The sequence below is a fragment of the Sphingomonas bacterium genome (genome assembly GCF_903642285.1).
Taxonomy (GTDB): Bacteria; Pseudomonadota; Alphaproteobacteria; order Sphingomonadales; family Sphingomonadaceae; genus Sphingomonas.
This window is the reverse complement of record NZ_CAHJWJ010000008.1, coordinates 104,655-115,677: the sequence shown is the minus strand read 5'-3', so window position 1 is coordinate 115,677 and position 11,023 is coordinate 104,655. Positions and strand designations below refer to the sequence as shown.

Below are 11,023 nucleotides of genomic sequence, written 5' to 3'. Positions count from 1 at the left end.
CCGCCGCATTCCCGCACGCCGCGGCGGCGGCAAGGGCCCCGCCAGCGCGGTCGCGGCCTCGACCGCGCGCGGTCCGCTGATCCGGACGATCGCGATCGCGGCGGGCGGACGCCCGCTCGACAGCGCGAAGATCGTGTCCTCCATCGGCCGTGCGGATCAGCCGCCGGTCCGTGCGGCCGTGCCGTCCATCAGCCGCTTCCAGAACTGCATTCCCGCCTCGCCCATCGGCGACCAGTTGCGCATCATCGATTCGACCATCTCCGGCTTCACCCCGCCCGCCATCGTATCGAGCAGCATCGCGGTATAGCGTTCATGGACGACGGTCAGGTCGGGCAACCCGATCGCGGCGCGCGCTTCTTCGGGTGTGCATTCGATCTCGACATTCAGTTTCATCGGCTCGGCCCCTCCGCCTTCATACCGCCACGCTATGCGCGTCCGGGCGACCTGATCGCAAGCGGCGTTCCGGATCAGAACATCGTCAGCACGCCGACGGTCGGATCGGTCAACCCGTCATGGATCATCCGCACCGCCACGACCAGGATGACGGTCAGGCCGACATAGGCGATCCAGCGATAGCGTTCGATGTACCGCGCGATCAGGTTGGCGGCGATGCCCATCAGCGCGACCGACAGCAACAGGCCGAGCACGAGGATGCCGGGATGCGCGCGCGCGGCCCCTGCGACCGCCAGCACATTGTCGAGGCTCATCGACACGTCGGCGAGCGCGACCGAGACCGCTGCCGCCAGGAAGCTCTTCGCCGGCCGCACACCCGTCGCCGCATGGCTCCCGAGCGCACCGCCGCGGCGGAGTTCACGCCACATCTTCCATGCGACCCATAACAGCAGGATACCCCCGGCGAAGATCAGCCCGATCAACTGCAGCAACCAGCTGACCCCCAGCGCGAACACGATCCGCAGAACCAGGGCGGCGAGGATGCCGATCAGGATGACGCGCCGGCGCTGCGCGGGCGGCAGACCCGCCGCCAGCGCACCGACGACGATCGCATTGTCGCCCGCAAGCACGACGTCGATCATCAGGACCTGCACCAGCGCGGCGATCGTCGCCGGGCTGCCGAGGTCGGCGTAATCCGCGAACATATGGTGCCAGATGATGGCCGGGGTGGTGGCGGCGGCGGCGAGGAGGGGGAGGATCATCGGGCGATGGTAGCGGGGTTTGCCGGGAAGCGGAATTCTTCTGCTCCCCCCCTCCCGCCTCGGGAAGGGAGGCTGCCGGAAAGGACACGGGCAAAGCCCGTGTCGTCGGCCGGGTCGTACGACCCGCCGGCCGAGCCGAGCACGGCCTGCCGCGTGACGCGGCAGGCCGTGCTCGGCTATTGATTCATGCTGTCGAAGAAATTCTCGTTGGTCTTCGAATCCTTCATCTTGTCGAGCAGGAACTCCATCGCGTCGATGGTGCCCATCTGCATGAGGATCCGGCGCAGCACCCACATCTTGGACAGCTTGGCCTTGTCGACCAGCAGCTCCTCCTTGCGCGTCCCCGACTTGCCGACGTCGAGCGCGGGGAAGATGCGCTTGTCCGCCACCTTGCGGTCAAGCACGATCTCCGAATTGCCGGTACCCTTGAACTCTTCGAAGATCACCTCGTCCATCCGGCTGCCGGTATCGATCAGCGCGGTCGCGATGATCGACAGCGAGCCGCCCTCCTCGATGTTGCGCGCGGCACCGAAGAACCGCTTGGGACGCTGCAACGCGTTCGCATCGACGCCGCCGGTCAGGACCTTACCCGACGACGGCACGACGGTGTTGTAGGCGCGGCCGAGACGCGTGATCGAGTCGAGCAGGATCACGACGTCCTTCTTGTGCTCGACCAGCCGCTTGGCTTTCTCGATCACCATCTCGGCGACCTGGACGTGGCGCTGCGCGGGTTCGTCGAAGGTCGAGCTGACCACCTCGCCCTTCACGCTCCGCTGCATGTCGGTGACTTCCTCGGGCCGCTCGTCGATCAGCAGGACGATCAGGAACACCTCGGGGTGGTTGTCGGTGATCGCCTTCGCGATATTCTGCAGCATCACCGTCTTGCCGACGCGCGGCGGCGCGACGATCAGCGTGCGCTGACCCTTGCCCTGCGGCGACACGATGTCGATGACCCGCGCCGACTTGTCCTTCTGCGTCGGGTCGACGCAGTCGAGCGTCAGCTTCGATTCGGGGTAGAGCGGAGTGAGATTGTCGAAATTCACCCGGTGGCGCACCGCATCGGGATCGTCGAAATTGACCGCCGTCAGCCGGATCAGCGCGAAATAGCGTTCGCCGTCCTTCGGCCCGCGGATCTCGCCCTCGACCGTATCGCCGGTACGAAGCCCATGCTTTCGCACCTGGTTGGGCGAGATGTAGATATCGTCGGGGCCGGCGAGATAGTTCGCCTCGGGCGAACGCAGGAAGCCGAAGCCGTCCTGCATCACCTCGATCGTGCCGAGGCCCATGATCTGGTCGCCATTCTCCGCCTGGACCTTCAGGATCGCGAACAACAGGTCCTGCTTGCGCAGCGTGGAGGCGCTTTCGACGCCCAGTTCTTCCGCCATGCTGACCAGCTCGGCGGGGGTTTTCTTCTTCAGGTCTCTGAGATGCATGGATAGTTTCCGGGCGCTTGGGCGTATCGGTGAAAGAAGGCTGCAGCGTGTGGGAAGCGCTATCGCAGCAAAGCGGGTAAGGCTCGGGCAACGGCGCGGCAGGACGCCGCGCTGGTATCACGGACGGGTTAAGATGCGCCGTCGCTCAAGTCAAGCGCCGGACACCGCGGGCAAAGCCCGCCGTCGACCGATCCGGATGCGAGTTCCGGGCGAGCTGCGCTAACTCGGGCCGCGTTCGGATCAGAACGGCTTCACGATCACCAGGATCACGATCAGCGTCACCATCAACGCCGGTATCTCGTTGAGCATCCGCAGCGTCTTGCCGGTCAGCGTCGGCTTCCCCGCGGCGAGCTTTCGCGCATAGCCGACCGCCCAGCCGTGATAGCCGCTCAGGATGAGGACCAGCAGCAACTTGGCGTGGAGCCACCCAAGTCCCGGCTGTCCGCTCGCGATCCCCAGGTTGAGCGCCAGGGCGATACCCAGCACCCATACGACCACGAGCGCCGGCGTCAGGATGATGTGGCGAATTTTGGCCTCGCGCGACGCCCATTCGGCCGCCTCGGCATCGCGCCCGGCGGCCAGCGCCTCCTGGTGATAGACGAGGTAGCGCGGCAGCATGAACAGCCCCGCCATCCAGAAGATCACGAAGATCAGATGCGCCGCCTTCACCCAGTCATATGCCGCGCCCAGAAAGCCTGTCATCGTCTGCTCCTCACGCGCGCCAGCGCCCGTTCGACATGTTCGATCGGCGTATCCTGCAGGATGCCGTGGCCGAGGTTGAACACATGCGGCCGCCCCTCGAACGCCGCAACCACCCGGTCGATCGCATGATCGAGCGTCGCGCCGCCCGCGATCAACGCCAGCGGGTCGAGATTGCCCTGCACCGGCATGCCGCCGGGTAACGACGCATGCGCCCATCCGGGATCGACCGTCTCGTCCACGCCGATCGCATCGACACCCGTCTCGCGCGCATAGGCCGGCAGCTTGCCGCCGGCACCCTTGGGGAAGCCGATGATCGGCGTATCCGGATGCCGCGCATGCAGCGCATCGACGATCGTGGCGGTCGGCGCGATGACCCAGCGTTCGAACTGCTGCGGGCTCAGACTCCCCGACCAGCTGTCGAACAATTGCACCGCCTCCACCCCCGCCGCGATCTGCCCGGACAGATAATCGATCGTCCGCGCCGCGATCGCGTCGATGATCGCCGCGAACCCGGCCTCGTCGCCATAGGCGAAGCGCCGCGTCTCCTGCTGGTCGCGGCTCCCCTGCCCGGCGACCATGTACGTCGCGACGGTCCACGGCGATCCGGCGAACCCCAGAAACGTGGTCCGAGGCGGCAGTATCGCGGCGACCGCGCGGACGGTCGCATAGACCGGGTCGAGCCGCTCCACGGCATCGCTCAGGTCGACAAGGAGGCTGTCGACGAGCGCCGGGGTCAACCGCGGCCCCTCGCCGACGCCGAAGCGCAGATCCTGGCCGAGCGACCAGGGGACCATCAGGATATCGGAGAACAGGATCGCGCCGTCGAAGCCGAACCGGCGGATCGGCTGCAGCGTCACCTCGGCCGCCGCATCCGGATCGGTCGCGAGCGAGAGGAAGCCGCCCTTCTCGCCGCGGAGCGCACGGTATTCCGGGAGATACCGCCCCGCCTGCCGCATGAACCATATCGGCGGCACCGTCGCGACGTGCCCCTTCAGTACGGCGAGCAACGGTTTGGCGCGTTCGTCGGTCAGCGTCCCGGCCCTTCTTTCTATAGAATAGAGATTCAAAGAGGATGTAGCAGTTGTTGCACCGCGCAAAGCGGGGCTTATGCGTTCGTCCCCGACTTGCCAACAGCGCCAGCGCATCGCCGGGCCGATGATATCCCCGTTATCCACAGGCTGTGCGCGGAACCCGGGGGTGTGGACGCGGATGTGGATATCGTCGGGCTTTTCCACCGGTCCCGCGCGCCTTGGCGGCCCGGCCCGGTTACGCTAGCGATCGTCCCCATGTTATCCACGGTTTCCCCCCGGTCCGCACGATGAAGCGGCTGCATCTGCATCTCTTGTCGGATTCGACAGGCGAGACGCTGGAGAACATCGCGAAGGCGGCTTTGGCGCAATATGACGACGTCGAGACGGTCCGTCATTTCTGGCCGATGGTCCGGACCGAGGCGCATCTGGAACGCATCCTGCAGGAGATCGCGCAGAATCCGGGGCTGGTGATCTTCACGCTCGTGAACCCCGCGACGCGGCGCAACCTGGAACAACGCTGCCGCGCGCTCGGCCTGCCCGCAGTCGCGCCGCTCGATCCGGTCAACGATGCGCTGTCGGGCTTGCTCGGGCAGCAGGCGAAGGCGCGGCCGGGGCGTCAGCACGTCCTCGACGCCGCCTATTTCGCGCGGGTCGATGCGATCCAGTTCACCATCGCGCACGACGACGGCATCGCATGGGAGGAATGGGAGGAGGCCGACATCGTCCTCGCCGGGGTCAGCCGGTCGTCCAAGACGCCGACATCGATCTACCTCGCCAATCGCAGCTACAAGACCGCCAACATCCCGATCGTCGTCGAAAGCCCGCCGCCGCCCGCGCTGTTTTCGCTGAAGAACCCGCTGGTCGTCGGACTGACGACGAGCGCGGATCGGCTGATCCAGGTCCGCCGCAACCGGCTGTTGTCGCTGGGCCAGGCACCGCAGACGCCCTATGTCGACGAGGATGCGGTGACCAAGGAACTCGCGTTCGCACGGCGGATGTTCGCGGACAATGGCTGGCCCGTCATCGACGTCACCCGCCGCTCGATCGAGGAGACCGCCGCGGCGATCATCGCGCTGGTGAACGAACGGCGTGGGGAGCGGGTGATCGATGGGGAGTAAGGGTGTCCCGCTTTCCGTCACCCCGGACTTGATCCGGGGCCCATCGTCCCGCGAAGCCAAACGCCGGTGGATATGCGGCTCGATGGATGCCGGGTCGAGCCCGGCATGACGGACGGTCGCACCCTCGTCCTCGCTTCGCAAAGCGCGTCGCGCCGCGCGATGCTGACCGATGCGAGTGTCCCGTTCGAGGCGATCGCAGCGGGCGTGGACGAGGATGCCGCCAAGGCATCGCTCGCACATCTGTCGCCGCGCGATCTCGCGGATGCGCTTGCCGAACTGAAGGCGTTGAGGGTTTCCGCGCGAATGCCCGGCCGGCTGGTGCTCGGCAGCGATTCGCTCGTCGCGCTGGCGGACGGCCGCATCCTCGACAAGCCGGTGTCGCGCGACGATGCCGCGGATCATCTTCGGCGGATGAGCGGCGGCGTCCATGACCTGTGGAGCGGGGTGGTGATGGCGGAGGACGGTCGCGCGGTCTGGCGGCACGTCGAACGCGCGAAACTCCATGTCCGCCCCCTGTCCTACAGCTTCGTCGAGGCGTATCTCGACGCCGAATGGCCCGCGATATCGGGATGCGTCGGCTGTTTCAGGATCGAGGGACCGGGCGTGCAACTCTTCAGCAGGATCGACGGCAGCCATTTCACCGTCCTCGGGATGCCGTTGCTGCCCGTGCTCGATTATCTGCGCGTGCGGTCGGTGATCGCGTCGTGAGGGAGCGATTCCGACGCGGACGTGGCGTGTGGTTCGTCCACTTCCAGCGATGAATAGGCCTTATGCGGAGGTTATCGGCGATCCGATCGCGCACTCAAAATCGCCGCTGATCCACGGATTCTGGCTGAAGGCGCTCGGCATCGACGCCGACTACCGCGCGACTCACGTTACGCCGGAGGGGCTGCCCGCTTATTTCGCCGATCGCCGCGCCGATCCGGCCTGGCGCGGATGCAACATCACCGTCCCGCACAAGCTCCTGGCGCTCGACCATATCGAGGACCGCGGCGATGTCCGCCACACGATCGGCGCGATCAATCTGGCGTTCCGGGCGGAGGACGGCGCGGTGATCGGGACCAACACCGATGGTGCCGGATTCTACGCACCGATCGCGGACCTGCCGCTCGCTGCTGCGCCGGTGACGGTCGTCGGCGCGGGCGGCGCGGCGCGCGCGATCCTGTTCGCGCTGTCCCGGGTCGGGGTCGGGCCGGTCACGATCCTGAACCGCAGCCCGCTGAAGGGCGCAGGGCTGTTGTCGACCTTCGGGTTGAAGGGCAGGGTGCTGCCGCTCGACGCCCCGATCCCGCCTTGCGCGCTGCTGGTCAATGCCAGCACGCTCGGCATGGCGGGGCAGCCGCCGTTCGTGCCCGACCTGTCGGCGTTGCCGGACGACGCGGTGGTGTACGACATCGTCTATGCGCCGCTCGAAACGCCGCTGCTCGCCGCGGCGCGCGCGCGCGACCTCGATACGGTCGATGGGCTCGAGATGCTCGTCGGACAAGCGGCGGTGGCGTTCGAGATCCTGTTCGGCCGAGCGCCGCCACACGAGCGCGACGAGGAATTGCGCGGGTTGCTGACGGCGTGAGAACCGTCGCACTCACCGGCTCGATCGGGATGGGCAAATCCACCGTCGCGGCGATGTTCGCGGACGAGGGCGTGCCCGTCTTCGATGCCGATGCGACGGTACGCCGGTTGCAAGGTCCCGGTGGCGGTTTGCTCGCCCCAATCGAGGCGGCGTTTCCCGGGATGACGGGCCTGGCGGGGGTCGACCGCGCCGCGCTCGGCTCTGCGGTGTTCGGCGACGCCGCCGCGCTGAAGCGACTGGAAGCGATCGTCCACCCGGCGGTTGCGGCGGCGCGTGCCGCCTTCCTGGCCGAACACGCCGCCGCGCCGATCGTCTTGTTCGACATCCCCCTGCTGTTCGAAACCGGGGGCGACCGCGCCGTCGATGCCGTCATCGTGGTCTCCGCCGATCCTGCTGTTCAGCGCGCGCGGGTCCTCGCCCGCCCGGGCATGGCGCCCGAGAAACTCGCTGCGATCCTCGCCCGCCAGACCCCCGATGCGGAGAAGCGGGCGGGTGCCGATATCGTCATCCCGACGGACGTCTCGCTTGACGTAACCCGCGCGGCGGTGCGCGATGCGATCCGGCATCTTTCGGGCGCTTGCCTCCACCGGCGCGAAGGCGGATAAGGCCGCGATGCGCGAGATCGTCTTCGATACCGAAACGACCGGCCTCAATTTCTCGGGTGGCGACCGGCTGGTCGAGATCGGCTGCGTCGAACTGGTCAACCGGGTCGAGACCGGCCGCGTCTTTCACGCCTATTACCACCCCGAACGCGGCATGCCCGCCGAGGCGCAGGCGATCCACGGGCTGTCCGAGGCGTTCCTGTCCGACAAGCCGCGCTTCGCCGACGGGCATTTGACGCTGCTGGAATTCATTGGCGACGCGCCACTGATCGCGCACAACGCGTCGTTCGATTTCGGCTTCCTCAACGGCGAGCTGAAGAAATGCGGGCGCGAAGTGATCTGCCTGACCCGCATGATCGACACGCTGCAGGTCGCACGCTCGCGGCATCCCGGCGCGAAGCACAGCCTCGATGCGCTATGTTCGCGCTACGGGATCGACCGCAGCCACCGCGTGCTGCACGGCGCGCTGCTCGACGCGCAATTGCTCGCGCAGGTCTATGTCGAACTGATGGGCGGACGCCAGATCGGGCTCGGCCTGGTCAGCGACGTGGCGGCTGCCGCAGCCGCCCCGACTCGGGTGCGCGCGCCCAGCACGATCCGCGAACCGCGGCTGTTTCGACCGAGCGCGGCGGAACTTGTCGCGCACGCAGCCTTTCTGAAAACGATCGATCGTCCGATCTGGGGGGCCGCGGCGTCCGGCTGACGCCCTTCGCGAGGTCAACGGGCCCGCGTCCCGACACATGGAGAATAGAATGGATATCCAGATTTCCGGTCATCAGGTCGCCACCGGCGACGCGCTCAAGGCTCATGTGGAGGACCGGCTTCAGGGTATCGTCGACAAATATTTCTCACGCGCCATCTGGTCCGACGTCACCTTCGGCAAGGGACCGCACGATGCGGGCTTCACCTGCGACGTGACGGTCGGCGTCATGAAGGGCGTGGTGCTGAAGGGGAAGCACGACGCGCATGACGCGCACCAGTCGTTCGACGGCGCGGCGGGCAAGATCGAGAAGCAGCTCCGCCGTTATATGCGCCGGCTGAAGGCGCATCATGCGCCGGAGGCGATCGCGGCCGCGGAACAGTCCGAATTCGAAAATGCGGGCTATACGCTGTTCCAGGAGCAGCCCGACGCCGAAGAAGCAGGCGACGCACCGCTGATCGTGGCGGAAACGCGGGTCGATGTGCCCGACGCCAGCGTATCCGATGCGGTCATGATGCTCGACCTGCGCAATACCGCCGCGCTCCTGTTCAAGAATGCGGGGACCGGGGCCTACAACATGGTCTATCGCCGCGGCGACGGCACGATCGGCTGGGTCGAACCGCAGCGCGTCGGCTGACGCGTCGCGCCGCGACGGGATCATGAACGACTTGAGCGACATCCTGCGGCCCGAGGCCGTTCTGGCCGGGCTGCCGGTGGCGACGAAGAAGGCGCTGTTCGTGCAGCTCGCCACCGTCGCGGCGGGGATCGTGACGGTCGACGCGCGCGATGCCGCAGACCGGCTGGCGGCGCGCGAGAAACTGGGATCGACCGGCTTCGGTGGCGGCGTCGCGATCCCGCATGCCAAGATGCCGGGACTCGACCAGGTGACGGGCGTGTTCGCGCGACTGGTCCAGCCGATCGGGTTTCAGGCGGTGGACGACCTGCCAGTCGACCTGGTCTTCATGCTGCTGTCGCCGGTCGAGCCGGGGGCGGATCATCTGAAGGCGCTGGCCCGCGTGTCGCGTCGGTTGCGCGATGCGGCCTTCCTGGAAAAGCTGCGCGGGGCGGCGTCGCGCGACGCGCTGTACGCGCTGTTCACCGATGACGGGGTGCGCGGCGCTGCCTGAGCCGTCCCTTCCCGGCCAGGCGTCGCATTTCCGTGCGCTGGAGCGGCTCTACGCCGAGGCACCGATCAACCGGTTGTTCGATTCGACGCTCGAGATCGTCGAACCCGGGCTGGCGCGAATCTATTTTACGATCGACGACCGCTATTATCATGCCGCCGGCGCGGCGCACGGCACCAGCTATTTCAAGATGCTCGACGATGCGGCTTTCTACGCCGCGAACAGCCTCGTCACCGACCGCTTCCTGCTGACGACGCAGTTCAGCCTGTTGCTGACCCGGCCGTTGAAACGTGGCCCGGTGGTGGCGGAGGGGCGGTGGATCAGCGGGCGGCGGCGGGTGTTCGTCGCCGATGCCCGGCTGATCGACGCGAGCGGCGAGGAGGCGGCGCGCGGGACGGGCACGTTCATGCGTTCGCGGATCGCATTGGCCGGACTGCCCGGCTATCTCGCGCCATGACCACGAGATTGCCGAGCGGCGTGCTGGTGTCCGCGCTGATCCGGCGCGTGGCGGAGGCGGGCGGGTTCGCGACGGTGCTGGCGAAGGGCGACGCAGGGGGCGGCGGCATATTGGTCGTCGCGACCGACCGCGGCGATGCGGAGCGGCTGTACGAACGCGGGCTCGGCAGCGACGGGCGCACCGCGCTGATCGAGTCGACGCCGGCCGAAGATCCGTCGGGCTATTGGCGACGACGCCGGGCGCGCGATCCGGATTTATGGGTGATCGAACTGGACATCCCGTCGGCGCAACGCTTCGCCGCGGAAATATTGCTCGACGATTGACGCGACGGCGAAACGAAACCACGCGCCGCGCATCGTAATCGGCGTTGTGCCGCAGCGGGTGCGATCCGGTGTGGTTACGCAGTCGGGGGGATGCTCGGACGATCGCTTTGCCGATCGGGTCCGCGGTCCAACCGCACAGCAAATTGATTGAATGACCGTTCTGCAGCGTGCCGCGACCATCGCGGCGATGTCTTTTGCCCTGGCCGGCCTGATCGGCACCAGCAGCCCGGGTCTCGCGACGGAAATCGACCGTGGCACCGTGATCGCCTCACCGATCGTGACCCCGGTAACGCCGCTGGCCCCGACCTTCGGTCCCGCCCGTCCCGTCGTCCAGCCGATCCCGACCGCCGCCGCGCCCGTCGAGGCCGCCGGCACCGCATTCGACAGCCTGGATGCCGCGGTCGCCGCGCAGGATGCGGCCATTGCCGACGATGCGCTCCGCTGCCTTGCCGGGGCGATCTATTTCGAGGCGAAGGGCGAACCGCTGTCGGGGCAGCTCGCGGTCGCGGATGTCATCATCAACCGCACCAAATCGGGCCGTTTCCCCGAAGACGTCTGCGGCGTCGTCAAACAGCACGGGCAATTCTCGTTCGTGCATGGCGGATCGATCCCGTCGATCGACAGCAACCGCGCCGGATACCGGACCGCCATTGCGGTCGCCAAGGTCGCGCTTCGCGCCGCCTGGGAAAATCCCGCGACGGACGCGTTGTTCTTCCACGCCCGGCAAGTCGCGCCCGGCTGGGGAATGATAAAGGTCGCCGCGATCGGCAACCACATTTTCTATCGCTGACCGCTTGGCGATGTTCGCC

The 11,023-nt window shown here is 67.3% G+C and carries 15 protein-coding genes and 1 pseudogene; 10 read left to right on the top strand and 6 right to left on the bottom strand.

Features of this window, described 5'->3' with window-relative positions:
* From HUU99_RS06255 to hemE, 6 genes and pseudogenes are all read right to left on the bottom strand, one after another.
* Positions 1-144, bottom strand: a pseudogene (locus tag HUU99_RS06255) (tRNA uridine-5-carboxymethylaminomethyl(34) synthesis GTPase MnmE); the annotation flags it as partial.
* Positions 145-156: 12 nt separating this feature from the next.
* Positions 157-393, bottom strand: a complete 237-nt coding sequence (locus HUU99_RS06250; protein ID WP_174285710.1) for a DUF6489 family protein — start codon at positions 391-393, stop codon at positions 157-159.
* Positions 394-467: 74 nt separating this feature from the next.
* A complete protein-coding gene (locus HUU99_RS06245; protein WP_174285709.1) occupies positions 468-1,154 on the bottom strand; it encodes a YjbE family putative metal transport protein in 687 nt (228 codons plus the stop codon).
* A 176-nt stretch (positions 1,155-1,330) separates the two neighbouring features.
* On the bottom strand, positions 1,331-2,587 hold the full coding sequence (gene rho / locus HUU99_RS06240; protein ID WP_174285708.1) for a transcription termination factor Rho: 1,257 nt from the start codon (positions 2,585-2,587) through the stop codon (positions 1,331-1,333).
* Between the two features lie 240 nt (positions 2,588-2,827).
* Positions 2,828-3,289 (bottom strand): CopD family protein, encoded by a 462-nt coding sequence (locus tag HUU99_RS06235; protein ID WP_174285707.1) that lies wholly within the window; start codon positions 3,287-3,289, stop codon positions 2,828-2,830.
* Complete coding sequence (gene hemE, locus HUU99_RS06230; protein ID WP_302479976.1) at positions 3,286-4,320, bottom strand: uroporphyrinogen decarboxylase; 1,035 nt, start codon at positions 4,318-4,320, stop codon at positions 3,286-3,288. The genes HUU99_RS06235 and hemE overlap by 4 nt, the downstream gene beginning before the upstream one ends.
* Before the next feature lie 287 nt (positions 4,321-4,607).
* Between hemE and HUU99_RS06225 the strand changes: the two genes are divergently transcribed.
* The 10 genes from HUU99_RS06225 to HUU99_RS06185 all read left to right on the top strand — a co-directional run bounded on the left by HUU99_RS06225 (position 4,608) and on the right by HUU99_RS06185 (position 11,004).
* Positions 4,608-5,438 carry a pyruvate, water dikinase regulatory protein gene (locus HUU99_RS06225; RefSeq protein WP_174285706.1) on the top strand — a complete coding sequence of 277 codons (831 nt, stop codon included), beginning with the start codon at positions 4,608-4,610 and terminating at the stop codon, positions 5,436-5,438.
* 105 nt (positions 5,439-5,543) lie between these two features.
* Positions 5,544-6,146, top strand: a complete 603-nt coding sequence (locus HUU99_RS06220) for a Maf family protein (RefSeq protein ID WP_174285705.1) — start codon at positions 5,544-5,546, stop codon at positions 6,144-6,146.
* Positions 6,147-6,195: 49 nt separating this feature from the next.
* On the top strand, positions 6,196-7,008 hold the full coding sequence (locus HUU99_RS15545; protein ID WP_254602962.1) for a shikimate dehydrogenase family protein: 813 nt from the start codon (positions 6,196-6,198) through the stop codon (positions 7,006-7,008).
* Entirely contained in the window at positions 7,005-7,613 is a 609-nt protein-coding gene (gene coaE / locus HUU99_RS15540) for a dephospho-CoA kinase (RefSeq protein WP_254602961.1), read from the top strand. Before HUU99_RS15545 ends, coaE begins: the two co-directional genes overlap by 4 nt.
* A gap of 7 nt (positions 7,614-7,620) precedes the next feature.
* On the top strand, positions 7,621-8,313 hold the full coding sequence (dnaQ, locus tag HUU99_RS06210) for a DNA polymerase III subunit epsilon (protein ID WP_174285715.1): 693 nt from the start codon (positions 7,621-7,623) through the stop codon (positions 8,311-8,313).
* 49 nt (positions 8,314-8,362) lie between these two features.
* A complete protein-coding gene (hpf, locus tag HUU99_RS06205; RefSeq protein WP_174285704.1) occupies positions 8,363-8,947 on the top strand; it encodes a ribosome hibernation-promoting factor, HPF/YfiA family in 585 nt (194 codons plus the stop codon).
* Positions 8,948-8,969: 22 nt separating this feature from the next.
* On the top strand, positions 8,970-9,437 hold the full coding sequence (locus HUU99_RS06200) for a PTS sugar transporter subunit IIA (protein WP_174285703.1): 468 nt from the start codon (positions 8,970-8,972) through the stop codon (positions 9,435-9,437).
* Positions 9,412-9,891 (top strand): PaaI family thioesterase, encoded by a 480-nt coding sequence (locus tag HUU99_RS06195; RefSeq protein ID WP_174285702.1) that lies wholly within the window; start codon positions 9,412-9,414, stop codon positions 9,889-9,891. The genes HUU99_RS06200 and HUU99_RS06195 overlap by 26 nt, the downstream gene beginning before the upstream one ends.
* The gene (locus HUU99_RS06190) at positions 9,888-10,214 is read left to right on the top strand and encodes a DUF1491 family protein (protein WP_174285701.1); all 327 of its coding nucleotides are present in this window, start codon (positions 9,888-9,890) and stop codon (positions 10,212-10,214) included. Before HUU99_RS06195 ends, HUU99_RS06190 begins: the two co-directional genes overlap by 4 nt.
* Positions 10,215-10,365: 151 nt before the next feature.
* Positions 10,366-11,004 carry a cell wall hydrolase gene (locus HUU99_RS06185; RefSeq protein ID WP_174285700.1) on the top strand — a complete coding sequence of 213 codons (639 nt, stop codon included), beginning with the start codon at positions 10,366-10,368 and terminating at the stop codon, positions 11,002-11,004.
* The last annotated feature ends 19 nt before the right edge of the window (positions 11,005-11,023 follow it).

Excerpts from the sequence above, each read along its gene's own strand:
- HUU99_RS06250 (WP_174285710.1), bottom strand. The coding sequence starts at position 393 with ATGAAACTGAATGTCGAGATCGAATGCACACCCGAAGAAGCGCGCGCC.
- HUU99_RS06245 (WP_174285709.1), bottom strand. The coding sequence starts at position 1,154 with ATGATCCTCCCCCTCCTCGCCGCCGCCGCCACCACCCCGGCCATCATC.
- rho (WP_174285708.1), bottom strand. The coding sequence starts at position 2,587 with ATGCATCTCAGAGACCTGAAGAAGAAAACCCCCGCCGAGCTGGTCAGC.
- HUU99_RS06235 (WP_174285707.1), bottom strand. The coding sequence starts at position 3,289 with ATGACAGGCTTTCTGGGCGCGGCATATGACTGGGTGAAGGCGGCGCAT.
- HUU99_RS06225 (WP_174285706.1), top strand. The coding sequence starts at position 4,608 with ATGAAGCGGCTGCATCTGCATCTCTTGTCGGATTCGACAGGCGAGACG.
- HUU99_RS06220 (WP_174285705.1), top strand. The coding sequence starts at position 5,544 with ATGACGGACGGTCGCACCCTCGTCCTCGCTTCGCAAAGCGCGTCGCGC.
- HUU99_RS15545 (WP_254602962.1), top strand. The coding sequence starts at position 6,196 with ATGAATAGGCCTTATGCGGAGGTTATCGGCGATCCGATCGCGCACTCA.
- dnaQ (WP_174285715.1), top strand. The coding sequence starts at position 7,621 with ATGCGCGAGATCGTCTTCGATACCGAAACGACCGGCCTCAATTTCTCG.
- hpf (WP_174285704.1), top strand. The coding sequence starts at position 8,363 with ATGGATATCCAGATTTCCGGTCATCAGGTCGCCACCGGCGACGCGCTC.
- HUU99_RS06200 (WP_174285703.1), top strand. The coding sequence starts at position 8,970 with ATGAACGACTTGAGCGACATCCTGCGGCCCGAGGCCGTTCTGGCCGGG.
- HUU99_RS06195 (WP_174285702.1), top strand. The coding sequence starts at position 9,412 with ATGACGGGGTGCGCGGCGCTGCCTGAGCCGTCCCTTCCCGGCCAGGCG.
- HUU99_RS06190 (WP_174285701.1), top strand. The coding sequence starts at position 9,888 with ATGACCACGAGATTGCCGAGCGGCGTGCTGGTGTCCGCGCTGATCCGG.
- HUU99_RS06185 (WP_174285700.1), top strand. The coding sequence starts at position 10,366 with ATGACCGTTCTGCAGCGTGCCGCGACCATCGCGGCGATGTCTTTTGCC.